This window comes from Pseudomonas sp. JY-Q (genome assembly GCF_001655295.1).
In the GTDB taxonomy this organism is placed as follows: domain Bacteria; phylum Pseudomonadota; class Gammaproteobacteria; order Pseudomonadales; family Pseudomonadaceae; genus Aquipseudomonas; species Aquipseudomonas alloputida.
Map to the genome: position 1 here is coordinate 1256235 of NZ_CP011525.1, position 24907 is coordinate 1281141.

Consider the following 24907-nt stretch of genomic DNA (forward strand, 5'->3'; position numbering starts at 1 on the left):
AGGGCGCACCTGAAACGGTGCGCCCTTTTCATTTCGGCTTCGCATTCACTCAGTGGTAATCCGCGAGTGCTGCTTGGTGTCTTTCATGGTCGCGTAAACCAGCAGCGAGCAGGCGATACAGGCGGTGACGTACCAGTAAAAGCCGCTCTCCATCCCAGCGCTTTTGAACCACAGGGCCACGTATTCGGCGGTGCCACCGAAGATCGACACGGTCAGGGCATACGGCAGGCCCACGCCCAGGGCGCGAATCTCGGTAGGGAACAGCTCGGCCTTGACCACGGCGTTGATCGAGGTATAGCCGCTTACGATGATCAGTGCGGCCATGATCAGGAAGAACGCACCCCACCAGGTCTGGATGGTGTGCAGGGTGCTGAGGATGGGGACGGTGAACAGGGTGCCGAGCACACCGAAGGCGATCAGGATCGGACGGCGACCGATCTTGTCGGACAGACCACCGATCACCGGCTGCAGGCACATGAACAGGAACAGCGTGGCGGCCGAGATGGTGGTTGAGTCACTGATGCTCATGCCCACGGTGTTGACCAGGTATTTCTGCATGTAGGTGGTGTAGGTGTAGAAGGCCAGGGTGCCGCCCATGGTCAGGCCAACGACGGTCATCAGCTCCTTGGGGTGACGCAGCAGGGTGCGCATCAGGCTTTCTTTGGCCTTTTCCTTCTTGGTGAACGAGGCGGTTTCTTCCATGCCGCGACGCAGGTACAGGGCCACCACGGCGCACAGCGCACCGATCACGAACGGCACGCGCCAGCCCCAGGCGTACAACTGCTCGGTGGTCAGGGTCTGTTGCAGGACGATCAGGACCGCCAGGGCGATGAGCTGGCCAGAGATCAGGGTCACGTACTGGAAGCTGGAGAAGAAACCACGGCGCTCCTTGCTGGCCATCTCGCTGAGGTAGGTGGCCGAGGTGCCGTATTCACCACCCACCGACAGGCCCTGCAGCAGGCGCGCGATGACCAGCAGGACAGGTGCGGCGACGCCGATGGTTTCATAACCTGGGGTCAGGGCGATGACCAGCGAGCCTGCGCACATGAGCAATACCGACGCCATCAGCGCGGCCTTGCGGCCCTTGCGGTCGGCGTACAGGCCCATCAGCCAGCCACCGATCGGGCGCATGAGGAAGCCCACGGCGAAGATCGCAGCGGTATTGAGCAGTTGTGCGGTGGAGTCGCCGGCGGGGAAGAAGGCCTTGGCGAAGTACAGCGAGAATGCGGCGTAGACGTACCAGTCGTACCATTCGACCATGTTGCCGATGGACCCGCTGAAAATCGACTTCAGGCGGCTGGCGGTGGTTTTTTCTGCGGCAGGCGCGGTGGCCGCCCCGGCGGGCAGGGAGGTGGCGTTATCCATCAGGGATACCTTCTCGTTGTTTTTGTGGAGCGCGCCGTGGCGCAGCTTGCCAAGGCAATTGCAGAAGGTGTGCCAAATGGGGGCGGGCTGATTCATTTCAGGGCATCCAATACCCCAAAACCGGCACAGTAGTGGGGCTTGCGCTGCCCTTTGCGGGAGCGGGCTTGCCTGCGAAGGGCTGCAAAGCAGCCCGGAATCTCGAGGTGATAAGCGGTTTTTTGCCTACCAAGTGTAGGTCATAAGCGGATTTCCGCTCATTCCTGCCCAACAAAATCCTCGCGCACCAGCCCATGCCGTTGCATCTTCTCGTTAAGGGTGCGCCGCGGCAGTTGCAACGCCTCCATCACCGACTTGATCTCGCCCCCATGCTGACGCAAGGCCGCGCGCAGGCATTGCGCCTCGAATGCTTCCATCTGCTCGCCCAGCGACTGCCCGGCAGGTGCCACCTCGATGTTTGGCGAACCTAGCCCCAGCGCATGCCGCTCCGCCGCATTGGCCAGCTCACGCACGTTGCCAGGCCAATCATGTGACAGTAGCTGCGCCAGCTGTGCAGCCGATAGCGGCGGGGCGGTGCGACCCAGCTTTTCACCTGCAGCACGGGCAAAGTGTTCGAACAGCAGCGGAATGTCCTCCCGCCGCTCGCGCAGCGGTGCCAGGCGCAATTCGGCCACGTTCAGGCGGTAGGCCAGGTCTTCGCGGAAGCGCCCGGCACGCGCCTCCTCCAGCAGGTCGGGCTTGGTCGCAGCAATGATGCGCAGGTCCACGCTGATGCTCTGGTTGGCCCCCAGGCGCTCCAGCTTCTGCTCCTGTATCACCCGCAACAGCTTGGCCTGTTGGGCCAGTGGCATGCTCTCGATTTCGTCGAGGAACACGGTGCCACCGTTGGCATATTCCAGCTTGCCGATCCGTTTACCCTGGGCGCCCGTGAAGGCGCCGCTCTCATGGCCGAACAGTTCGGCCTCGAACAACGACTCGGGGATGGCTGCGCAGTTAAGGGCTACAAAGGGCTTGGCGGCACGGGGGCCAAAGTCGTGCAGGCAGCGGGCCACCCGCTCCTTGCCACTGCCGGTTTCACCGCGAATCAGCACGTTCACCGGCAGGCCGGCCAGGTCCAGCACTTGCCGGCGCAGCTGTTGCAGGCCCTGGGACATGCCCAGTAGCGTGACTTCCAGGCGTGACTTGAGGTCGGCCTGCTCGTGGAGCCGGCGGTTCTCAAGTACCAGCTGGCGCTTTTCCAGGGCGCGGCGCAGGCTGCCCAGCAAGTCTTGCGGCGTGAAGGGTTTTTCCAGGAAGTCATAGGCCCCCATGCGCATGGCTTCTACCGCCATCGGTACATCACCGTGACCGGTCAGCAGAATCACGGGCAGGTCGGGGTCGTTCGCCTGCAGGCGTTCGAGCAATTGCAGGCCATCCATGCCCGGCATGCGCACATCGCTGATGATCACCCCAGGGAAGTGCTGCGGCAGGTGTGCCAGGCACGCTTCGGCGTGAGCGAACAACTGTACGCTGAAGCCAGACAGACTCAGCCATTGCTCGACAGCAGTGCGGATACTGGCTTCATCATCGACGACGATCACCGAATTCAACATACAGGCTCCAGGTCACGGGGCAGGGTAAGGCTCAGGCGCGCGCCGCCAGGCAGGTTTTCGGCCCGCAGCTGGCCGCCGGCCTCGTGGACGATGCCGTAAGAAATGGCCAGGCCCAGCCCTAGCCCTTCCCCCACCGGTTTGGTGGTGAAGAACGGGTCGAAGACCTTGGCCAGGTCGGCTTCGGCAATGCCGCCACCCGAGTCGAGCACACTCAGGCGCCATAGTGCCCCGTCGGGTTCGATGCGGATCTCCAGGCGTTTGTAACGCTTGTCGAGCATGGCGTCGAGTGCATTGTGCAGGAGGTTTATCAGCACCTGCTCCAGGCGGATGGCATCGCCGCGTACCCAGGCCGGGCGTGCCAGGTACAGCGCCACTTCCACTTCTTCGTTGCGAAGGCGCGCTTCCAGCAGGTGCAAGGCCTGGTCGACCACGGTTGCCAGGTCAAGGCGTTCGCGCAGGCCCATCGGGCTGTTGCGGGCAAAGGTTTTCAGGTGGCTGGTAAGTGCTGCCATGCGCGTGAGCATCTGTTCCAGTGGCTCCAGCGCTTGCCGCGCTTCGTCATGGCGACCATGGTCAAGCAGCAGGCGCAGGGTTTCCAGCTGCATACGCTGGGTGGTCAGCGGCTGGTTGATTTCGTGGGCCATGGCCGCCGACATCTGCCCGAGAGCGGCGAGCTTGGCTGATTGCACCAGGCCTTCCTGGGCAGTGCGCAGCTCACGGGTGCGTTCTTCGACCTGGCGTTCGAGTTCTTGCCGGCTGCGCTGGCGCAGGCGTGCCAGGCGCAGGCGTTGGCTGACGAAAAGGGCGGCGAACACGAGGCTCAGCCAGACGGCGGCGGCGCCAAGCGCGGCATTACGACCGTCGGCAGCGACCTGCGGTTTGCGCAGCAGGTGCAAGGTCCAGTTTTCGCCTTCCAGCGGCAGGCTTTCCCACAGGTACTCGGTACTACCCTCGGGGCCTTGCACGCGGCTAAGGGTGCTGTAGGGGGCAAACCGCGTCAGCACCTGATGGTGTAGCGGCACCAGCGGTTGCTTGTCGTACTGGCGGGTTTCGGCCAGCTCGGCACGGTCGGCGCCACTGAGCGGCTGAAGCTCGCGGTAGCGCCAGCCATCCTGGTTTGCGATGAAAGTGATGCCGCGGGCGTCGCTGACCAACAGGATATCGTTGCCCTGTCGCCATTCGCGCTCCAGCTCGGGGAACTCCAGCTTGACCACCATGGCGCCAAGGAATCGGCCATGCTCGTCGTTCACCGCGCTGGCGAGGAAGTAGCCCGGCACGCCACTGGTCACGCCCACGGCATAGAAGCGGCCACTGCCCTGGCTGCGGGTTTGCTTGAAGTAGGGGCGGAAACCGTAGTTGGAGCCGACGTAGCTGCTGGGCAGCCGCCAGTTGCTGGCGGCAATGGCCAGCCCGGTGCGGTCGAGCAGCTCGAGGGTGGAGGAATTGGCGGCGCCATTGATGCGTTCGAGCTTGAGGTTCAGGGCGTTCTGAACCTTTTCGTCGACCGGGCCGCGCAAGGCTGCGATCAGCTCCGGGTCCAGCGCCAGCACGGCGGGGAGGGCACGGTAGCGATCGATCAGGGTGTGCAGTGCGTTGGCGTACAGGCCCAGTTGCTGGCTGGCACGCTTGGCGTCGTCTTCCATGGCCTGGCGCTTGGCCTGGTGCATGGCCCAGCCGGCGCTGAGTGCGGTACCCAGCACGATCAGCAGGGTGATCAGCCCCAGACGCAGGGCGCGAAAGGAAAAGGGCATCGGGGGCGGATCCGGTGGCGGGATATCGGGGCCGGCCTCTTCGCGGGTTTACCCGAGAAGAGGCCGGAACAGGCGGCCTTTTTCAGTCAAAGCAATTCAAAGCTCTGCTGCTGCACCGCCTGGGAGTCCAGCCCTACCTGGACATTGAACTCCCCTGGTTCGGCAACCCGCTGCAACTGGCCATTGTAGAACTTCAGGTCGTCTTCGCTGATGCGGAAGGTCAACGTGCGGGTTTCACCCGGTTCAAGCATAAGCTTCTGGAAGTTTTTCAGCTCTTTCATTGGGCGGCTCATCGATGCCGACACATCCTGCAGGTACAGCTGCACCACCGTCTCGCCTGCAACCTTGCCGGTGTTCTTGACCGTTACTTTGGCTTCCAGCGTATCGCCGCGCTTGAGATCCTTGCTCGACAGGTTCAGGCCCGACAGCTCGAAGCTGCTGTAGCTCAAGCCATAGCCGAACGGGTAAAGCGGCCCGTTGGGTTCTTCGAAGTATTGCGAGGTGTAGTTGCCCGGCTTGCCCGGCGTGAACGGCCGGCCGATGCGGGTGTGGTTGTAGTACATCGGGATCTGCCCCACCGACCGTGGGAAGGTAATGGCCAGCTTGCCGGAGGGGTTGTAGTCGCCAAACAGCACGTCGGCGATGGCATTGCCGCCTTCGGTGCCGGCGAACCAGGTTTCGAGGATGGCGTCGGCCTGCTCGCGCTCCCAACTGATCGACAGCGGCCGGCCGTTCATCAGCACCAGCACCAGCGGTTTGCCGGTGGCCTTGAGCGCCTTGATCAGCTCGCGCTGGCTGGCCGGGATCTCCAGGGTGGTACGGCTCGACGACTCGTGGGACATGCCACGGGACTCGCCGACCACGGCGACCACGACGTCGGATTGCTTCGCCGCCTTGACTGCTTCATCGATCAGCACGGCAGGTGGGCGTGGGTCGTCGACGATTTCCGGGGCATCGAAGTTGAGGAAGTTCAGGTAGTCGAGTATCGCCTTGTCACCCGTGACGTTGGAGCCTTTGGCGTAGACCAGCTTGGCCTTGCCTTCCACGGCGCGGCGCAAGCCTTCCTGCACGGTCACCGAGTGGACGGGTTTACCGTCGGCGGCCCAGCTGCCCATCATGTCGATCGGGGCATCGGCCAGCGGGCCGACCAAGGCAATGGTGCCGGCCTTTTTCAGCGGCAGGGTCTGGTTGCGGTTTTCCAGCAGCACCAGGCTGCGGCGTGCCACGTCACGCGCAGCTTCGCGATGCAGGCGGTCGTTGCCGTAGTAGTCCTTCAGGTCGGTTTCGGCCTTGCCGATGCGCACGTACGGGTCTTTGAACAGGCCCATGTCGTACTTGGCACCCAGCACTTCACGCACCGCCTGGTCCAGCTCGCGCTGGGTCACCTCACCGGACTTCAGCAGGCCCGGCAGCTCTTCGCCGTACAGGGTATCGTTCATGCTCATGTCGATGCCGGCCTTGATCGCCAGCTTGGCGGCTTCACGGCCATCACGGGCGACGCCGTGGCGAATCAGCTCCTGGATGGCACCGTGGTCGCTGATGGTCACGCCCTTGAAGCCCCACTCCTTGCGCAGCAGGTCGTTCATCAGCCAGGTGTTGGAGGTGGCCGGTACGCCGTTGATCGAGTTCAGCGCCACCATCACGCCACCGGCACCCGCATCGAGCGCGGCGCGATAGGGTGGCAGGTAGTCGTTGTACATTTTCGGCAGGCTCATATCGACCGTGTTGTAGTCGCGCCCGCCTTCCACGGCGCCATACAAGGCGAAATGCTTGACGATGGCCATGATGCTGTCGGGGTTGGCCGGGCTGCTGCCCTGGAACGAGCGCACCATTACCTGGCCGATTCTCGAGGTCAGGTAGGTGTCTTCGCCGAAACCTTCACTGGTGCGGCCCCAGCGCGGGTCACGGGCGATATCCACCATTGGCGCGAACGTCATGTCCAGGGCGTCGGCCGAAGCTTCGATCGCGGCGGTGCGGCCGACCTTGGCGACGGCCTCCATGTCCCAGGTAGCGGCCATGCCCAAGCCGATCGGGAAGATGGTGCGCTCGCCGTGGACGGTGTCGTAGGCGAAGAACATCGGGATCTTCAGGCGGCTGCGCATGGCCGCGTCCTGCATCGGCCGGTTTTCGGGGGCAGTGCGGGAGTTGAAGGTGCCACCGATACGGCCGGCGGCGATTTCCTCGCGGATCTTGTCGCGGGGCATTTCCGGGCCGATGCTGATCAGGCGCAACTGGCCGATTTTCTCGGCTTCGGTCATCTGGCTGATCAGATGCTCGATGAATGCCTGCTTGTCCTGCAGGGGCGGGGCGGTGGGGGCGGCGAGGGCCGCCTGACTGGCAAGGCCCATGGCCAGGCCCAGCAAAGACAGTTTCATCATCAATTCCGTTTTGGGGCCTCTGCCGTATCCACGGTGATACGTGCGCGACCGAAGTTTTCAGGCGGCTATTGTTGTACGATTTGCAGGCAATTCTTCCAGCGGCGGATTATGCCTGAATATGTCGCCTGCGGATGAAGCCCCGAATGCCGGGATAACAACTATAAGAATGCTCAAGAGACCGACGGCATGACCCCCTTCGACGAATACCATCAACGGCAGATTGCCGAAGCCATTGCCCGTGCCGAACGGCGTACCGATGCCGAACTGGTGACGGTGCTTGCCCGTCGTGCCGACGATTATGCGTATTGGCCGTTGTTGTGGGCCGCCGTGCTGGCACTGACCGTGCCCGGTCTGTTGCACTGGCTGCTGGCTTGGCCCAGCGTGCGTGGCGTGCTGATGGGCAACGTGCTGCTGTTCGTCGTTTTGTGCCTGCTGCTGCGCAACCCGCGCCTGGCCGACTGGCTGATCCCCCGTGCCTTGCGCCGCTGGCGTGCCGCGCGCCTGGCCCGCCAGCAGTTTCGCGAGCAGAACCTGCAGCGCACAGCAGGCGCCACGGGCGTGCTGATTTTCGTCAGCGAGGCGGAGCGGCATGTGGAGATCCTGGTCGACCGGGGTATCGAACACTGCCTGGATGCCGAAGCCCGCGCGGCCATCGGTGCCCGCTTGGCCGAGCAGGTGCGCCAGGGCCGCACCTTGCAGGGCTTTGTCGAGTGCATCGAAGCGTGTGGCGAGCTGCTTAGCCAGCACGTGCCGCCAACCCATGCCCGCAACGAGTTGCCCAACCGCTTGGTGATTCTCGACTGAAGGCGCGCCCAGCCTTGCCGGATTCCCTGTAGAAGCGGGCTTGCCCGCGAATCAGGCGACACGGCGTCTGCCACCGGCTTTGCCGGTGTTCGCGGGCAAGCCTGCTCCCACAGGGTGCCTGCGGCACGTTAGAATAGGCGTTCCGCTACCCAAGGCCCCCTTTTCATGTCCGCCAGTACTTCTGCCTCTTGCGCGCCGGATGCGCGCGCTCAGTTTCTCGACCTGCTGAACGCCGCCCTGTACGGCGAAACCCTGGTCAAGCTGGTGCTGGCGCGCCATGTCGGTGCCGACCAGACCTTGCAACGGATCATTGCCAAGCCGCTGCAGGTCAAGGGCCAGCCGTGCCTGTCGCTGGTCTACCGCCACCAGACCCGCGACATCACCCGCAACCTGCCGCTGGACCAGGCCCAGGTGCTGGTTGCCGAACTGCTGCCAGACAGCTTCCGCAATGCTCACCTGTTCGATGCTGACGGCGAAGTGCAGTTGACCTTCAGCAAGAAGGGCAAACCGATGCTCCAGCGCCACGGTGCCCAGGCACCGCGCGTGGCCGATGCGGGCAGCGGGCATGACCGCGAGAAGAAGCGTTATCTGGAGCTGTCGCGGCCGTTTCTGCGTGACCTCGGTGTGACCGACGCACAAGGCGCACTGATCCCGTCCATGTCACGCAAGTGGAAGCAGATCAACAAATTCATCGAGGTCTTCGATCACGCCCTGGCCAATGCACCGGTGTCGACGGAACAGGCGCTGCGGGTGGCCGACTTCGGTTCGGGCAAGGGCTACCTGACCTTTGCCATGCATGACTACCTGCGCAACAGTTTGGGCCGTGACGCACAGGTGACCGGCGTGGAGCTGCGCCAGGACATGGTCGACCTGTGCAACGCCGCGGCCGTACGCCTCGACCATCCGGGCCTGGAGTTCCAGTGTGGTGACGTACGCAGCGTGGTGCCTGAGGCCATCGAGGTGATGATCGCCTTGCATGCCTGTGACATCGCCACTGACTACGCCATCCACACCGGTATCCGCTGCAACGCCGCGATCATCATGTGCTCGCCGTGCTGCCACAAGCAGATCCGCCCGCAATTGCACAGCCCAGGGTTGCTGCAACCCATGCTGCAGTATGGCCTGCACCTGGGCCAGCAGGCCGAAATGCTGACCGACAGCCTGCGTGCGCTGTACCTGGAAGCCTGTGGCTATGAAACCAAGGTGTTCGAGTTCATCTCGCTGGAACACACCAACAAGAACAAGATGATTCTTGCGGTGAAGCGTCGGCAGGCGGGGGATAACGGGGCGTTGCTGGAGAAGATTGCCCAGCTCAAGGCGTTCTATGGGGTGCAGGAGCATTGCCTGGAAACGTTGTTGCGCGCGGATGGGTTGCTCTGACGCCACCCACCGTTACGCCTGCCGGGCACCTTGTCAGCGCTGAGCAGAGGGCACTTCGATAGCCAATGCTGCCTGCCCCAACGGATGGGTGCTGGCATCGAAGAAATGCAGCGCCGTCCCCGGCAAATCCCCGAAACGATCTGCAAAATGCTGCTTCTGATTGATCACCGACGCCTCGCCCAGCGGCCGAATGGCAATGGATAGCTGTTGCGGACGGGCTTGGCGCACAGCGTCGAGCAGGTGCCGGTCACTGCTGTCCAGATGCTGCCCGAACAGGCATATCCCTTGGTTTTCCTGCGCCAGCTGCCCCAGGCACCAGCTCAGATAGTCCGAGTTGCGGATAGCGCGCAGTTTCTCGTCGCTGCGGTCTTCGTTGACGAACAGCGGTACTTCACCCGGGATATTCACGGCAAACCCATCGAGCAGTTCGGCGCTTTCAGCGCTGCGCTGGCGGGTGGTGCCGTCGGGCAGCTTGAGCAGGTGCAGGCCGCCATGCAGGTGCAGCACCCGGGTACCTTCGCTGCCGGTGCGTCGCACGTCGAAATAGCCTTGTTCGTCGAACAGTTCGGCGAAGCCATTCGGGGCGTGCTGCACGGCCCATGGCAGCACCAGGTCGTAGTTGCTGGTGTAGACGCTTCGATAGGCGCGCAGGGCCTGATTGAGGGTTGCCAGGGTGGCCGGCGGCATCAGCGGCCAGGGCAGATGCACCGTGCGCACGGCGTGAATCAACGCTTCCTTGATCGAGTAGTAGCGGTTCAGCGGCGCGGTGGAGTTGATGGCCAGTGCGGCATTGGTACGCACGGTGGTGTTGAGGGCGCTGAGCACCGGCTCGAACAGTTCCGTGCCCAAGGACTTGAACAGTGCCTGGTCACTGACCGCCAGGCCTTTCTTGCGGCCTGCGCGTTGCGCTTGCTCGAACAGCGAGAAGTAGCCGAACGGCTTCCATACTGCGCGGCTTGCGCCATTGCCCAGCAGCAGGGCGTCGCAGGGGTGGCGGGCGGCGAGTTCTGGCCAGGGGGTAAGGGTGGCATCAAGTGCGGGCATGCTGGATCCGTTGGGTGGTGCGGGGAACGGGGCGACTTTAGCATGTCATGCGAGGTATGCGAGGGTTGGTGTCAAGGCGAGGTTTTGTGTTGCCTGTGCTGGCCCTTTCGCGGGTGAACCCGCGCCTACAAGTCCATGTAGGAGCGGGTTTACCCGCGAAAGGGCCAGCACAGGCGCAGCACGTTGAACAGGATGAAAGCCGCTAACCCTGTTCGGTCACTTGCACACTGCGGTTTCGGTTGCGCCACACGCGGTACGCACGAATCCCCGCGCGTACCGAGCCGAATAGCAGTTTTTCTTCCATGTCCCGCGCCATCCCCGAGCGCACCAGCATGCGCAGGAAAGTGCCACGGGCGCGGGCGATGGCGAAGAGGATGCCTTGAGCCGCCAGGGTGTCACGCACTTCGCGCAGGGCGGCGATGCCGCTGACATCAATGCTGGTTACCGCTTCGGCATCGAACAGCACGGCTTTAGGCTGGTCCTGGCTTTGCACGGCTTCTAGCAGGCGCATCTTGAAGTAGTCGGCATTGAAGAACAGGATGGCGTCGTCGAAGCGGTACACCACCAGGCCAGGCACGGTGCGGGCGTCCTTGAACTTGCGGATGTCCACTTGGCCTTCGGTGCCCGGCAGCCAGCCCAGTACGGCATCGGTGGGCTGGTAGATGCTGTAAAGCAGGCGCAGGATCGCCAGGGTCACGGCAAACACGATGCCGGGCAGCACACCCAGGCCCAGTACGCCCGCCGTGGTCAGCAGGCACAGCCAGAACTCGAAGCGGCTTAGACGCCGGATATGCCCCAGCGATTTGATGTCGATCAACCCCCAGCCCGCCATCAGCAGCACGGCGCCCAGCGCAGCCTGCGGGATCCAGGCCATGGGCGCGGTGAAGAACAGCAGGATCAGGGCGATCACCAGTGCCGCGATGATGCCCACCAGCTGGCTTTTGCCACCGACCATGTCGTTGACTGCAGTGCGCGAGTCGGCACCGCTGATGGCAAAGCCCTGGGAAACCCCGGCCGCCAGGTTGCTCACGCCCAGGGCGACGAATTCGTGGTTGGCGTTGATCGCATAGCCATGCCGGGCGGCAAAGCTGCGTGCGGTAAGCATGGCGCTACAGAAGCTGACGGTGGCGATACCCAGGGCGTCGCGCAGCAGGCTCTTCATTTCCGCCAGGTTGCTGTGTGGCCAGGCCAGTTGCGGGATGCCTGCAGGTACCGGCCCAAGGACGGCGACGCCAAAGCGGTCAAGGCCGAACAGGCCAACCAGCAGCATGAACAGCGCCACTACCGTGAGGGCTGCGGGCAGGCGCGGGTAGCGCCGTGGCAGCCAGATGAGCAGGCCCAGGGCGGCCAGGCCGATGATCAATGTGACCCAGTGAATTTCCCCCAGGCGCTGGAAGAAGTTGATCAGGCTGAGGATGAAACCGTCGCCCTCGATCTGGAAGCCCACCACCTTGGACAGCTGCCCGGCGATCAGGCTCAGCCCGATACCGTTGAGGTAGCCGATCAGGATCGGCCGCGAGAAGAAGCTGGCGATGAACCCGGCGCGCGCCAGGCCCGCGGCAATCAGCATCACGCCGACCAGCACGGTGACGATCACCGACAGTTCGACGATGCGCTGCGGGTCGCCCAGGGCCAGCGGTGCCACGGCACCGGCGATCATCGCGCAGGTGGCGGCGTCGGGGCCGACCATCAGCTGGCGCGAGCTACCGATCAGCGCGTAGACCATCATCGGTAGCACACAGGCGTACAGGCCATATTGCGGCGGCAGGCCGACGATCTGCGCATAGGCAATGGCAATGGGAATCTGGATCGCGGCTACTGACAGGCCAGCTTGCAGATCGGCGTGGAACCATTCACGGCGGTAGTGCAGCAGGTTGGCAAGGCCCGGTAGCCAGCGGGAGAGAAACATGCGTTGTCCTTTCGAATGGTTTCACGAATCCATTGAGCCTATCCGCCACAAGCCGTTTCGCTTGCGCACGCAAAGGCCCGATGCGCATTGAAGCGGATCGGTGGGTAAATGGCCATGGGCCAGGTCAAGGCAGGGTGAAAAACGAAAAAAGGAGCCAAGGCTCCTTTTGACTGCGATGACGTTGCTGGAACGCCATGCGGGAATGCGATGTGGAGCGGGTAGAGGGAATCGAACCCTCAACTAAAGCTTGGGAAGCTTTCGTTTTGCCACTAAACTATACCCGCATCTGAGCTCGACTTTTTACCAGAACCTTCAGCGAATTAGAAGCCCAAGTTATAAAAAAGCTTGTCGGCGCCCCGTGGCCTGCGGGTATTTGCTACAAGGCGCCGAGCCGCTCAGATGGCAAATGCATGCTGCCCCTGTTGCACGGGTTGGTAACGTTGGCGGGGTTCACGCACGGTTGGCTTGAGGAACCCTAGCATGACACTGCGGGTGTTCTCGCAGGCGGTCTTGTTCTCCATGTCCAGGAAGTGGCCCGCATCGCGGATCACGCTGAACTGGCTTCTGCCCACATGCTTGCTGAACTGCCGCGCATCTTCGACTGTGGTGTACTCGTCGCGTTCGCCGTTGATGAACAGCACCGGGATGTTGATATTGCGCGCGCCTTGCAGCGCACGTTCCAGGTCGTGCTCCAGCACCTGGTTGATGTGGAAGTGCATCTGTGCGTACTCGTGGCTGTCCAGGCTGCTCACATGGCGGTAGTTGAAGCGTTTGAACAGCGACGGCAAGTGCTTGCCGATGGTGTCATTGACCAGGTTGCCGACCTGATAACGGTCGCAGGCGGCCAGGTACTGGCAGCCACGGTCCAGATAGTCGCGCATCGGCTCGTTGATCACTGGCGAGAACGAACTCACCACTGCCTTCTTCACGTACCGCGGCTGGTGCGCCAGCGCCAGCAGCGTGCTTGCGCCACCCCACGAAAAAGACATCACGTGGTCTGCCTGGAAGTGCTCGATCAGCTCAAGGAGGATATGCGCCTCGGTCTCCTTGCTGATCAGCCGTTCCTGACGGTTGTGCGGCTTGGACTTGCCTGAATACGGCTGGTCGAACAGAACCACGTTGAACTGTGGGTGCAGGTTACGTACCGTCTGGGCGAACGAGGCCGTGGTGGCCAGCGAGCCGTTGATCAGGATGATCGTGTTTTCGGCCGCATCCGCGCGATAGAACTCCGTGTAAACCCGATACTGACCTTGGATATCAAGTACAGCGATTTCTGGCCTCATGTCATCGACTCCTGGCGCAAAAAGGGTATTCGCGTCACCTAGGGTGCACGTTCTTTATGACAGGTAGGCATTTGCCTGAAGATAATCCGGGGGCCCTGTGTCGATCCTTGGCACTTGCGTCGACGGTATTGTTTTTGGCGGGCAATTTGCCGTGCCCCAAGGCATCTAGGCTTTGGGTGGCCGGCAAAAAGTGTCACTGGCTGCAGGTGTGACTTGGTAGTCACATGCAGACTGACGATTTGGATTCAAGCAGTGGGTTGAGGATCGCGCAAGTGCCGTTCGGTAAGTAATGTGACTTTTGTCGCTGAGCGGTCGTGTGACGACACCGGCTGTCTGTCACGCCTGGACAGTGGCTATCTCATTGGCCGTCAGTTCACGATACTCCCCCGGCGCCAACCCCGGATCCAGCCGGATCGCTCCCATGCTCTCCCGATGCAGCCCCACCACCTTGTTGTTGAAGTGCCCGAACATGCGCTTGACCTGGTGGTACCGCCCCTCGACGATCGCCAGCCGGGCTCGGTGGGTGCCGAGGATCTCCAGCTGGGCTGGTTGGGTGGTGAGGTCTTCGAAGGCAAAATAGAAACCCTCGCGAAACTTGGCCACATAGTGCTCGCCAATCTCGTCCTCGGTGTCCACCAGATAATGCTTGGGCAGCTTTGTGGCAGGCTGGGTCAGGCGCCGTGACCACTGGCCATCGTTGGTCAGGATCATCAGGCCGGTGGTGTTGAAATCCAGGCGCCCGGCTATGTGCAGGTCATCTCGCAACGCCGTGGGCAGCAGGTCGAGAACGGTACGGTGTTGCGGGTCGTGGGTGGCGCTTACGCAGCCAGTGGGCTTGTACAGCATCAGGTAGCGGGCCGGCCGGCCGGTCTGCAGCAGTTGCTCGTCCAGCTCTACGCGGCTGAATTCACGCACGTCGGTCAGCGGGTCACTGGCGACCTTGCCGTCCACCCGCACGCGGCGTTGCGCCAGCATCAGGCGAACTTGCTGGCGGTTGTAGCTGGGCAGGTTGGCGAGGAAACGGTCAAGGCGCATGGCAACGATCAGTGGGCAGCGGATGGACGGAGCTGTTCTTCAACGGCGGCGCAGCGCGGGCACAGACAGGCCTTGTTACGCAGTTCATCGGGCAGGGCCTGAAGCACGGCCGGGTCGATGGTCACGCTGTAGCACCAACACGCCTGGGTGGCACGGCGTGGGTCGGCCAGGCTGCATTGGTTGAGGGCACCGCAAGCGGGGCAGTGTTGCTTGTCATTCATGGCGGGTATCACTGCAGACGCGGTTGCGGCCAGCCTGCTTGGCACGATAAAGCGCGCGGTCGGCGCGGGTCAGCAGGGCGTGCAGGGTATCCCCCGGTTGCAGGCTGCTCAGGCCGATGCTGGTGGTCAGTCGCAGCGGCTGGTTGTCGTAACTGAAGGTCAGCTGTTCGGTGCGTCGCCGGATCTTTTCCGCCACCTCGATGGCCTGGCCGCCTTCAGCTTCGCGCAGCAGCACGATGAATTCCTCACCGCCCCAGCGGCACAGTATATCTGACTGACGCAGGCTGCTTTGCAGCACATTGGCGAATTGGCGTAGCACTTCGTCACCTGCCAGGTGGCCGTGGTTGTCGTTCAGTGCCTTGAAGTGGTCCAGATCAATCAGCAAGGCCACCAGAGGGCTATTGTCGCGCCGGGCTTCTCGCAGCGCCTGGGCGGCGAGCAGGTCGAAGCTGCGCCGGTTGTGCAAGCCGGTGAGGCTGTCGAGCGTGGCCAAGGCTTCGGTGCTGGCCTGGTGGCGGCGGACCATGGCATGCACCAGTGCCAGCACCACCAGTGTGATCATCGTACAGATCGCCAGGTTCAGGTACAGCGCGTGGCGAATGCGGTCGAGGACGCCGGTTTCGCGTTTGTCCACCAACAGGTACCAGTCCAGTTCGGGGAGGTGGCGAACGTTAAGAAAGTGGCTGTGGTTTTCGCTGTCATGGTACTCGTGGCTGCCTTCGCCCGGCACCCACTGCTCGGCCAACATGGCCTTCAGCTCAGGGTTGTCGCTGAGTGACTGGCCAACTTGCAAACCATGCGGGCTACCCTCGGAGCCGGTCAACAGCACCTTGCCTTTGGCATCGGTGAAGAGCACCGCACGCTGGTAGCGGCGTTGGTACTGATCGATCAGCTTGACCACCGACGATACGCTCAGCCCTACGCCTGCCGCGCCGATGAAGCGCTGCTGGTAGTCGTGCACCTGGTAGTTGATGAACACGGTCAGGCTGTCCTGGTTGGCCATGTCCAGATCGACATTGATCTCATAAGGGGCCTTGAGTTCACGCAGACGGAAATACCAGGCATCACGCCAGGTGCCCGGTTCGACGTGTTTGAGCACGCCTTTGGCCTGGTAGTAGGTCCGCGTGCGATCGGACACGAAAAAGGACGTGAAGATGTCCTGCTTGCCCATGACCTCGCTCAGGTAACGGGTCATGCGTTCGGTATCCTGCTCGCCGGACAGCACCCAGTCGCGCAGGAAGGTGTCCTGGGCCATCATCGAGGCGATCAGCACCGGGCGGATCAGGTCTTTCTGGATTTCCGAGTAGACAGTGTCGGAGGTCAGCGGCAATTCGGTATTGATGATGCCGTCGCGGATGGCGCTTCGCGAGGAGAAGTAGCTGAGCAGCGAAGTGGCCAGGAAGCCGCAGGCCAATAACACGAGCAGGGTAACGATCAGCGAGCGTTGCGAGAACAGAGCGGAACGTAAGGGCATGATCTTCCCGTGATGTGTGCCGAGCCGCTTATTCTAGTGAGATGGCCAGCAAATGACTGCAAGTTTTTCAGGGTTATTTCACCTGTATCAAGTTATTGCAGAAATGGCACTGAACCTGCGCGCCACTGTCTTATTCAGTGTCGATTGACGCATCTCGTCTCGACGCTCGCCAGCGCCGCTGTTCGGGCACTCCCGCGGTCCAGGAGGCCGCCATGTCCTATCGAATCCTGTTGATCACCCTGCTGGGGCTGATGACTTCGGCCTGCGCCCCGTACTACGAGCGCGGGGGCTATTACCGTTCGGACTACTACTCCACCGACCGCTATGTGGCGCCGGGGTATTACCGCTATGACCGGTACTATGTGGCGCCAGCCCCGCGCTATTACTATCAGCCTGCCCCCCGTTACTACCATGGGGCGGCCCCTGCGCCCTATTACCGGCCATATTCGCAGCCAGGGATGAACCAGTGGCATGGCAACCCGCGCTATGACTATGGCAATCGCCAGCGACAAGACTACAGGCAGGACCGGGATCGCCATGACTATCGCAATGACAGCCAGCGTTACCGGCATGGCGACTGGCACTCTAATGGGCAGGGTAATGACCGCGGGCGCTGGGAGGGTCGGCGCGGGCAGGGGCAAGGAGGAAACTGGCAGCGCTAGGTGAGTGGAGGTGGGGCTGAAAAGCAGCCCCAGGTTCACGAAGCTAACCCACATCCGCCAATGGGTGGCGTCCCTCCCACGCCTTGGCAAAATGCGCCTCGACTACCGCCGCCGGCACTTGCGCCACATCAGGCCAGTGCCAGCGCGGCTGGTTGTCTTTGTCCAGCAGGCGAGCACGCACGCCTTCACTGAACTCAGGGTGGCGGCAACAGTTCAGGCTCATGCTGTATTCCATCTGGAACACTTGCGCCAACGACAGGTACCGCGCCCGGCGGATCTGCTCCCAGACCAGATGCGCGGTCAGCGGGCAACCCTCATGCAGGCGTTGGCCGGCATCTGCCAGCAATGGGTCGTCATGCTGCTTGAGCCTTTCCAGCGCGCGCCAGGCTGAAGCCGCATCGGCCACGTCGAGTAACTGATCGATCACATGCCGTCGTGGCAGCCACTGGGCATCAGGCAGCTCGGCGCAGGCACGATGCTGCTCGGCCTTGAGCAAGCTGTTCAGTTGTACGGCGGTCTGCTCCTGCCAGTTGAGTTGCAGCAACTCCTCGATCAAGGCCTCTTGCTGGTGCTCGCCCAGAAAACGGTCAGCCAGGCCCAGGTCAAGGGCATCGCGGGCGTTGATCGGCGCGCCGGTCAGGCCGAAGAACAAACCCAGCTTGCCCGGCAGCCGGGCCAGGAACCAACTGGCGCCTACGTCAGGGTACAGGCCGATGCTGATTTCCGGCATGGCCAGCCGGCTGCTGGGTGTGACGATACGTACATTGGCGCCTTGCAGCAGCCCCATGCCGCCACCCAGCACATGCCCATGGCCCCAGCAGAGTAACGGTTTGGGGTAGGTGTGCAGGGCAAAGTCCAGGCGGTATTCGGCGGCGAAGAAAGAGGCCGCCAGCGGTGGGACACTGCCGGGGTGGTCGCGGCAGGCTTGCACCAGCGCACGGACATCGCCGCCTGCGCAAAAGGCTTTTGCCCCGTTGCCGCGCAGCAGCACGCAGACGATACCCGGGTCGCGGGCCCAGGCATGCAGTTGTTCGCCCAGCACTTCGATCATCGGCAGGGTCAGGGCATTGAGCGCCTTGGGCGCATCCAGGGTGGCGATGCCGATGCGGGCGCCATCGACGCCGGTGAGTACCTCGCAGTGAATGGTCATGGACTACCTCTCGCAAGTCATCGCTCAAGTATGGCTTGCCTGGCCAATCATGCCGGTCGTCGGTCGGATCGTTTGACAAGCGCGAAGGGCTTACCTAGTGTCGCGCCATTGTTTATGGAAGGCCCCATGACTGACGACGATCGCATCAAACTCGAACCCAGCTGGAAGGCCGCATTGCGCGGTGAATTCGACCAGCCTTACATGCACCAGCTGCGCGAATTTCTGCGTGGTGAGTACGCTGCCGGCAAGGAAATCTACCCGCCAGGGCCGCTGATCTTCAATGCGCTCAATTCGACACCGCTGGACCAGGTGAAGGTGGTCATCCTCGGTCAGGACCCGTATCACGGGCCGGGGCAGGCCCATGGCTTGTGCTTCTCGGTGCAACCGGGCGTGGCCACGCCGCCGTCGCTGGTCAATATCTACAAGGAGCTGCAGCGCGACCTGAACATCCCGATCCCCAGCCACGGCTACCTCCAGAGCTGGGCAGAACAAGGCGTTCTGTTGCTCAACACGACCATGACCGTCGAGCGCGCCAATGCCGCGTCGCATGCCAAGAAAGGCTGGGAATTGTTTACCGACCGGATCATTCAAGTGGTCAGTGAGCAATGCCCGAACGTGGTATTCCTGCTATGGGGGGCGCATGCACAGAGCAAGCAGAAGCTGATCGACGGTACCAAGCACCTGGTACTGAAGTCGGTCCATCCTTCGCCGCTGTCGGCGTATCGCGGGTTCATCGGTTGCGGGCATTTCAGCCGTACCAACAGCTTCCTCGAGCAGCGGGGGCTCGGGCCCATCGACTGGGCACTGCCCCCGCTGTGAGAAACCGGGGTGGGGTACGCAATCGCTCAGGGCGTCATGCTGATGCGCGGCTCGCTGCGCTGGCCAATTGCAATACCCCGCTCATGGTTCTGGCGTACATACGCCACCAAGGCTTCCAGGTCGGAGATGCCGGTGTCCTGGCGTCGCCTTCCTTCTTTGAAAGTGGCCAAGCCACCGCCACCATCGGCCAGGAACAGGTTGCTGACGACGCGATAATGGGTCAACGGCTCAACGGGTTTGCCGTGAAGACGCACACTGCCCTCGACGACACGGCTGCCGACAGGCCGTGAACCATCCCACTCATAATGAAAACCCTTCGATACTTGCAGCGGATTGAAACTGCCCCTGTTCCATTGAAGGTTGAGCAGTTCGGTAATCTGCTTGCCTGTCAGTTCCTGAACCACCAGTGGGTTATTGAACGGTTGTACGGCAAATAATTGTTCGTAGGTCAGGTCGCTATCGGCAGGCTGTATCAGGTCACTTCGCAGCCCACCCAGATTGAGAAAGGCAATCTGGGTATTAAACGCTTGGGTCATGGCCAATTGGGCATCCGTGACCAGGTTCCCCAAGGTTGTTTCACCGGCGGCATTTTCTTTGCGGTCAAGTTCTGCCGTCGAGATGCGTCCTATGGGTTCGAGCAATTTTTCCCCGGACCGCTGACGCACTTCCTCCAGCAAACTCGTCAACTTGGCATTCGGCAGGTAGTTCTGTGGGTCAGCAGGAATATTGCGGGCGGTGATGTTCGTGACGTGATGGGTGCCTGGCGTTACCTGCAACTTCAACTGAGTCAGGAAGTGGCCGTATTTGCCAGCCTGAGTGATGCTCAGGTCACCCACCTTGCATTGATAGCTGGCATGCGAGTGACCGCTGATGACAGCATCTACCGCAGGATCCAGCCGCTTCGCCACGTCGACGACCGCGCCACTCAGCTGGCTGCAATCCTGCGTGTCGAACGGCTCGACGGTATCCCCTCCTTGGTGCATGACCGCAATGATTGCATTGACGCCTTTGGCCTTGAGCTCCGGAATCACGTCATTGATGGCTTGCGCTTCATCTGTGGCTTTGAGCCCTGCGAATGCGCTGGCCGAGACCACTTTTTCCATGTTGCGTGGCACGGCACCGACGAACGCTATCTTGACCCCTTTCACCTGCTGAATGTGATAGGCCGGTAGCAAGCGCTCGCCCGTGGTGGTATCGATCAGGTTGGACGCTATGTAAGGGAAGCCACTTCCTGGATAATCGCCGCGAAACGTGCAGGCCTTTTCAGGGCGCGTTGACTCGCATCCTCCGTGGATCTGACGAAGAAACTCGGCCTTGCCTGCATCCAGTTCGTGGTTCCCGGATGCGCTGACAATCATGCCCATCGCGTTCAAGGCCTCAAGCACAGGCTCGTCAGCCCACAGCGCAGAAATGGCGGGGCTGCCCCCTATCAAGTCGCCAGCCCCGATGAACAGCAGATCGGGGTCCTGCGTTCGCAGCTCATCGAGCATGGCGCCGAGTGTGGCGATGCCGCCGTAGGTCAGGCGGGTAGCGCCTTGCGCGCCGGCGTAGTCCTGGGGGTTGGGTTCCAGGTAGCCGTGAAGATCATTGATAGCCACGACGTTGATCTGGACGGGGGCAGGTGGCTCTGCGGCAAGGCTGCCTGCGCTGATGGCAAGGCATGCCCAGGCAATAGCCGAGCGATAGTTGCAAGAAAGACGGACTTTCATCATTACCTCTTGAATGCCGGGAAGTGTGGGTTTGCTGGCGATCAGGGCAGCAATCCGACTCTATTCATCCGGGCATTGGGCAAGTGGTAACTATCTATCTTCAGGGGGCTTGCAGCTTGAATACCTGTTGTCCCACAACCGGAAAAGCGGTTCTGCAAGAAACAACACCAGGATCAGGCGCATCACCTGCAGCGCGGTCACCAGCGGCACTGACAATTGCAACGTTTCGGCCGTGAGGCTCATTTCGGCGATCCCGCCAGGCATCATCCCCAGTGTCAGCGAACGCAAGTCCAGTGCAGTCATCATGCTCAGCACCCACGCGGCACTGGCGGCAATCGCCATGCACAACGCCGTGGCCATCAAGGTGCGTCCCAGGAACGACGGTGCGCGGCGGAAGAACGCGCGGTTGAAGTGGCAGGCCAGGCCACTGCCGATGAGCCACTGGCCGATCTGGCTGGCGCCGTTGGGCAGGGCGATCTGCAGGTTGCCGGCCAGGCTGACCGTAGCCGCGACCAGCAATGGCCCGAACAGCCAGGGGTTGGGCTGGCGCAAGCGCTGCCAGAGCAAGGCAACGGCAACGCCCAAGGGCGCAATCAACGCCAGCCAGCCCCAGCTCACGCTACCGGTGTGGTTCAGTGGTACCCCGTCACCCAGCAGAAACTTGAACAGCGCCGGCACGCACAGCACCACTGCCAGCACACGCAAGCTTTGCGCTGCCGCCACCTGGCTGAGCACCGCGCCATTGCGCGCCCCAAGGTTGACCATCTCGCCCGAACCGCCAGGCATGCTGGCGAAGAACGCGGTGGCGCGGTCTTCGCCGGTTCGCCGCAGCAGCCATACGCTGATCACGCTGGACAGGGTGGTGAACAACGCACCGAAGCAGATCAGCGCGAAATGGCTGGCCACTTGCTCGATCACCGCGGGGGTGAAGTGCAGGCCAATACCGATGCCGATGATCCACTGCCCACACTTGCGGCCGTTGGGGATTTCCGACAGCTGCCAACGCGTCAGGCAGCGCACCAGGATGATCGCCAGCAATGAGCCGACCATCCATGGCAAAGGCCAGCCGACCTTGCTGGCGGCAAAACCGCCAGCAAGGCCGACCAGCCCGGTCGCGACGAACAATGGCAACGACCGATCAGGCATCGGCCAGGGCCCGGCGCTGCAGGCTGCGTTTGCGCCAGATGCGCAGCAGCGGCAGGGCGAGCATCAGCACTACCAGCGCCCAGACGCCCATGCTGATCGGGCTGGACCAGAGGATGCCCAGTTCACCGTTGGAGATCGACAGCGCCCGACGCAGGTTTTGCTCCATCAGCCCGCCGAGGATGAAGCCCAGCAGAATCGGCGACAGAGGGAAGTCCAGCTTGCGCAGGATGTAGCCCATGATGCCGATACCGACCATGAGGAACAGGTCGAAGGTGGTGGCATGCACGGCGTACACACCGATCGCGGTGATGATGGCGATCACCGGCACCAGCGCCCAGTTTGGCACGGCGAGGATGCGGGTGAAGATGCGGATCATCGGGATGTTGAGGATCACCAGCATGATGTTGGCGACGAACAGCGAGGCGATCAGGCCCCAGACGATATCTGGCTGCTGTTCGAACAGCAGTGGGCCAGGGGTGATGTTGTACAGGGTCAGGGCGCCGATCATCACAGCCGTGGTGCCAGAGCCCGGTACGCCCAGGGTCAGCATCGGGACCAGGGCGCCACAGCAGGACGCACCAATGGCCGTTTCCGGCGCTGCCAGGCCACGGGCATCGCCTTTGCCGAACTTGCCGCTTTCCCCGGCCATGCGTTTCTCGGTCATGTAGGCCACGGCGCTGGCCAGCGTTGCGCCGGCGCCGGGTAGAACACCCATGATGAAACCGAGCAGGCCGCAACGGATGTTGACCAGGAACACCGAGGCCGCTTCCTTGAAGTTGAACAGCATGCGGCCGGTAGCCTTGACCGCCTGGTGGCCATGGTGGGTCTTTTCCAGTAGCAGGAGGATTTCGCTGATGGAGAACAGGCCCAGCACGAGCACCACGAACTGAATACCGTCGGCCAGGTGCACGCTGTCACCGGTGAAGCGGTACACGCCGCTGTTGGCGTCGATGCCGACCGCCGACAGGAACAGGCCGATGAGAGCGGCAATGAAGGTTTTCAGTAGTTTGTCACCGGCCATGCCACCCAGCGCGACGATGGCGAACACCATCAGCACAAAGTACTCCGCCGGGCCGAAGGCGATGGCCCATTTCGCCAGCAGCGGGGCGAACAGCACCATGCCGCAGGTGGCAATGAAGGCGCCGATGAACGAACTCCAGGCCGACAGCGACAGCGCGACGCCTGCCAGTCCTTGGCGAGCCATCGGGTAGCCGTCCAGGGTTGTCATCACGGTCGAGGCTTCGCCCGGGATGTTCAGCAGGATCGAGCTGATACGCCCGCCATATTCGCAGCCCAGGTACACCGCCGCCAGCAGGATCAGCGCCGATTCCGGTGGCAGGCCGAGGGCAAAGGCGATGGGGATCAGCAGGGCCACGCCATTGATCGGGCCCAGGCCCGGCAGCAGGCCGACCACGGTGCCGATCAAGGTGCCGGAGAGGGCGGTGACCAGGTTGTAAGGGGACAGGGCAATGCCGAAGCCCTGGCCCAGGTAGCTCAAGGTATCCATGTCAGTTCTCCAGTACGCTCAGCAGGCCAAGGGGCATTGGCACGTCCATCACACGGTCGAACAGCCAGTAGAGGAAAATGCTCATGCCGGCCACCACAATGGCGCTTTGCAGCCAGCGGCCACCGTACAGCCGAGCCATGGGCAGGCCGACCAGGATGGCGCTGAGGATGAAGCCGAGTGCTTCGAAAGTGGCGGCGAAGACGATCAGCAGGCCGACACAGGCGGTGATCTTGATCAGGGTCTCGCGATCCAGTTCCGGTTCCTCATCCTTGCGCACGATGGGCGTTGGGCGGAACAACAGGTACAGCAGGCCCAGCCCCATCAGGCCTAGCACTAACAACGGGTAAGCGCGCGGGCCCACCGGTTCATAGGAAAATGCAGCCTGATAGGGCCAGGCCGTCACGGCCAGGGCGGCACACACCACTAGCAGAGCCAGGGCGAAAATGCGTTGAAGGATCATTGGGGAATCCTCGTTGGGATTGCTCAAGTGAGATGCACATCCTGTGGGAGCGGCCTTGTGTCGCGATCGGGCGCGAAGCAGGCCGCTAAACCTGCCGATGCGATCTGTCCGAAGCATCGTATCGGCTGTGCCAGGGGCCGCTTCGCGCCCGATCGCGACACAAGGCCGCTCCCACAGGGGTGGTGGTGAGTTCGACAGGCTTACTGGATCAGGCCGAATTCCTTGGCCAGTGTCTTGTAGTCAGCCACTTGCTTCTTCACATAGCCGTCCAGCTCTTCGCCGGTCATGGCGAACGGGAACAGCTCGCGCTGGTCTCGCAGCTTGGCGAAGTCCTCGGAGGCCAGCATCTTGTCGAACGAGGCCTTCCACCAGGCGTAGTCCTCGTCGCTCACTTTTGGCCCCAGGTAGAAACCGCGCACCACCGGCCAGACGATGTCGTAGCCCTGCTCCTTGGCAGTAGGGATGTCTTTCATTTCCGGCTCGTCCAGGCGGTTTTCAGAGAACACCGCGAGGATGCGCATGTTGCCGCTCTGGATGTGCGGCATGGAGTCGGAAATGTCGGTAGAACCGACCTGGATATGGCCGCCCAGCAATGCCGTGGCGATTTCGCCGCCGCCCTCCAGGGCCACGTAGCGCAGGTCGCGCGGGTTTATGCCTGCGGCCTTGGCGATCAACGCGGTCTGCATCCAGTCCTGGCTGCCGACGGTACCGCCGGAACCGATCACGACCTTGCTTGGGTCTTTCTTCAGCGCTGCGACCAAGTCATCAAGGGTCTTGTAGGGCGAGTCGCTCTTCACTGCGATGGCACCGTAGCTGGTGCCGACGGCAGCCAGCCATTTCACCGCGTTTTCGTCGAAACGGCCGAACTTGCCCTGGGCCAGGTTAAGCAGCGAGCCGCTGGACCAGGCCACCAGCGTGCCGGCGTCTGCCGGGCGCTGGGCGACCACGGCGTTGTACGCGACCGCGCCGACACCGCCGGGCATGTAGGTGACGCGCATCGGCTTGCTGAGGATTTTCTCTTGTACCAGTGCGCTTTGCACCAGCTTGCAGGTCAGGTCGAACCCACCGCCAGGGGAGGCGGGTGCGATGCATTCGGGGCGTTTCGGTTCTGCAGCGAGGGCGTTGCCGGCCAACAGCAGGCAGCCGGTAGCGAGGACGAGGCGGCGCAGTGAAAAGGTCATCGTCGATCTCCGTGAGCGTTGTTGTTATTGGATTACCGCT

Annotated in this window: 20 protein-coding genes and 1 tRNA gene; 4 read left to right on the plus strand and 17 right to left on the minus strand. The window is 62.4% G+C overall.

Annotated features, from left to right (window positions below):
* Positions 1 to 45: 45 nt before the first annotated feature.
* From AA098_RS05575 to bglX, 4 genes are all read right to left on the minus strand, one after another.
* Positions 46 to 1365: an MFS transporter gene (locus tag AA098_RS05575; protein WP_003251986.1), complete on the minus strand. Its 1320-nt coding sequence runs from the start codon at positions 1363 to 1365 to the stop codon at positions 46 to 48.
* 254 nt (positions 1366 to 1619) lie between these two features.
* Positions 1620 to 2954, minus strand: a complete 1335-nt coding sequence (locus AA098_RS05580; RefSeq protein WP_003251989.1) for a sigma-54 dependent transcriptional regulator — start codon at positions 2952 to 2954, stop codon at positions 1620 to 1622.
* Positions 2948 to 4705: an ATP-binding protein gene (locus tag AA098_RS05585; protein ID WP_014859146.1), complete on the minus strand. Its 1758-nt coding sequence runs from the start codon at positions 4703 to 4705 to the stop codon at positions 2948 to 2950. Before AA098_RS05585 ends, AA098_RS05580 begins: the two co-directional genes overlap by 7 nt.
* Positions 4706 to 4791: 86 nt before the next feature.
* Positions 4792 to 7083: a beta-glucosidase BglX gene (bglX, locus tag AA098_RS05590; RefSeq protein WP_064613918.1), complete on the minus strand. Its 2292-nt coding sequence runs from the start codon at positions 7081 to 7083 to the stop codon at positions 4792 to 4794.
* A 186-nt stretch (positions 7084 to 7269) separates the two neighbouring features.
* On the opposite strand from bglX, the gene AA098_RS05595 reads away from it, so the two are divergent.
* Both AA098_RS05595 and AA098_RS05600 read left to right on the plus strand, forming a co-directional pair.
* Positions 7270 to 7887, plus strand: a complete 618-nt coding sequence (locus AA098_RS05595) for a TPM domain-containing protein (protein WP_003251995.1) — start codon at positions 7270 to 7272, stop codon at positions 7885 to 7887.
* A 165-nt stretch (positions 7888 to 8052) separates the two neighbouring features.
* A complete protein-coding gene (locus AA098_RS05600) occupies positions 8053 to 9267 on the plus strand; it encodes an SAM-dependent methyltransferase (RefSeq protein WP_064613919.1) in 1215 nt (404 codons plus the stop codon).
* 33 nt (positions 9268 to 9300) lie between these two features.
* On the opposite strand, the gene AA098_RS05605 is transcribed toward AA098_RS05600, so the two are convergent.
* The 7 genes from AA098_RS05605 to AA098_RS05635 all read right to left on the minus strand — a co-directional run bounded on the left by AA098_RS05605 (position 9301) and on the right by AA098_RS05635 (position 16233).
* Positions 9301 to 10311 (minus strand): DUF4917 family protein, encoded by a 1011-nt coding sequence (locus tag AA098_RS05605; protein ID WP_004575155.1) that lies wholly within the window; start codon positions 10309 to 10311, stop codon positions 9301 to 9303.
* 202 nt (positions 10312 to 10513) lie between these two features.
* The gene (locus tag AA098_RS05610) at positions 10514 to 12220 is read right to left on the minus strand and encodes a SulP family inorganic anion transporter (RefSeq protein ID WP_003252001.1); all 1707 of its coding nucleotides are present in this window, start codon (positions 12218 to 12220) and stop codon (positions 10514 to 10516) included.
* Between the two features lie 210 nt (positions 12221 to 12430).
* Positions 12431 to 12504, minus strand: a tRNA-Gly gene (locus AA098_RS05615).
* Positions 12505 to 12615: 111 nt separating this feature from the next.
* Positions 12616 to 13503, minus strand: coding sequence for a (R)-3-hydroxydecanoyl-ACP:CoA transacylase (gene phaG, locus AA098_RS05620; RefSeq protein ID WP_003252003.1), 888 nt, complete (start codon positions 13501 to 13503; stop codon positions 12616 to 12618).
* Between the two features lie 336 nt (positions 13504 to 13839).
* Positions 13840 to 14538, minus strand: a complete 699-nt coding sequence (locus tag AA098_RS05625; RefSeq protein WP_064613920.1) for a pseudouridine synthase — start codon at positions 14536 to 14538, stop codon at positions 13840 to 13842.
* Between the two features lie 8 nt (positions 14539 to 14546).
* Positions 14547 to 14759, minus strand: a complete 213-nt coding sequence (locus tag AA098_RS05630; RefSeq protein WP_003252007.1) for a cysteine-rich CWC family protein — start codon at positions 14757 to 14759, stop codon at positions 14547 to 14549.
* On the minus strand, positions 14752 to 16233 hold the full coding sequence (locus tag AA098_RS05635) for a diguanylate cyclase (RefSeq protein ID WP_060537725.1): 1482 nt from the start codon (positions 16231 to 16233) through the stop codon (positions 14752 to 14754). The genes AA098_RS05630 and AA098_RS05635 overlap by 8 nt, the downstream gene beginning before the upstream one ends.
* A gap of 212 nt (positions 16234 to 16445) precedes the next feature.
* On the opposite strand from AA098_RS05635, the gene AA098_RS05640 reads away from it, so the two are divergent.
* Positions 16446 to 16895, plus strand: coding sequence for a hypothetical protein (locus AA098_RS05640; RefSeq protein ID WP_004575159.1), 450 nt, complete (start codon positions 16446 to 16448; stop codon positions 16893 to 16895).
* Positions 16896 to 16938: 43 nt separating this feature from the next.
* On the opposite strand, the gene AA098_RS05645 is transcribed toward AA098_RS05640, so the two are convergent.
* Positions 16939 to 18045 (minus strand): enoyl-CoA hydratase/isomerase family protein, encoded by a 1107-nt coding sequence (locus AA098_RS05645; RefSeq protein WP_003252013.1) that lies wholly within the window; start codon positions 18043 to 18045, stop codon positions 16939 to 16941.
* 126 nt (positions 18046 to 18171) lie between these two features.
* Here AA098_RS05645 and ung point away from each other — a divergent pair, with 126 nt between their 5' ends.
* A complete protein-coding gene (ung, locus tag AA098_RS05650; RefSeq protein ID WP_003252014.1) occupies positions 18172 to 18864 on the plus strand; it encodes a uracil-DNA glycosylase in 693 nt (230 codons plus the stop codon).
* A gap of 26 nt (positions 18865 to 18890) precedes the next feature.
* Here the strand turns inward: ung and AA098_RS05655 are convergent, their stop codons facing one another.
* The 5 genes from AA098_RS05655 to AA098_RS05675 all read right to left on the minus strand — a co-directional run bounded on the left by AA098_RS05655 (position 18891) and on the right by AA098_RS05675 (position 24867).
* Positions 18891 to 20573 carry a bifunctional metallophosphatase/5'-nucleotidase gene (locus AA098_RS05655; RefSeq protein ID WP_003252016.1) on the minus strand — a complete coding sequence of 561 codons (1683 nt, stop codon included), beginning with the start codon at positions 20571 to 20573 and terminating at the stop codon, positions 18891 to 18893.
* Positions 20574 to 20663: 90 nt separating this feature from the next.
* Positions 20664 to 21719, minus strand: a complete 1056-nt coding sequence (locus tag AA098_RS05660) for an AbrB family transcriptional regulator (protein WP_054888633.1) — start codon at positions 21717 to 21719, stop codon at positions 20664 to 20666.
* Positions 21712 to 23226, minus strand: a complete 1515-nt coding sequence (locus AA098_RS05665) for a tripartite tricarboxylate transporter permease (protein ID WP_064613921.1) — start codon at positions 23224 to 23226, stop codon at positions 21712 to 21714. Before AA098_RS05665 ends, AA098_RS05660 begins: the two co-directional genes overlap by 8 nt.
* A 1-nt stretch (position 23227) precedes the next feature.
* The gene (locus AA098_RS05670) at positions 23228 to 23686 is read right to left on the minus strand and encodes a tripartite tricarboxylate transporter TctB family protein (protein ID WP_064613922.1); all 459 of its coding nucleotides are present in this window, start codon (positions 23684 to 23686) and stop codon (positions 23228 to 23230) included.
* Positions 23687 to 23886: 200 nt separating this feature from the next.
* The gene (locus tag AA098_RS05675; protein ID WP_064613923.1) at positions 23887 to 24867 is read right to left on the minus strand and encodes a tripartite tricarboxylate transporter substrate binding protein; all 981 of its coding nucleotides are present in this window, start codon (positions 24865 to 24867) and stop codon (positions 23887 to 23889) included.
* Positions 24868 to 24907 lie beyond the last annotated feature (40 nt).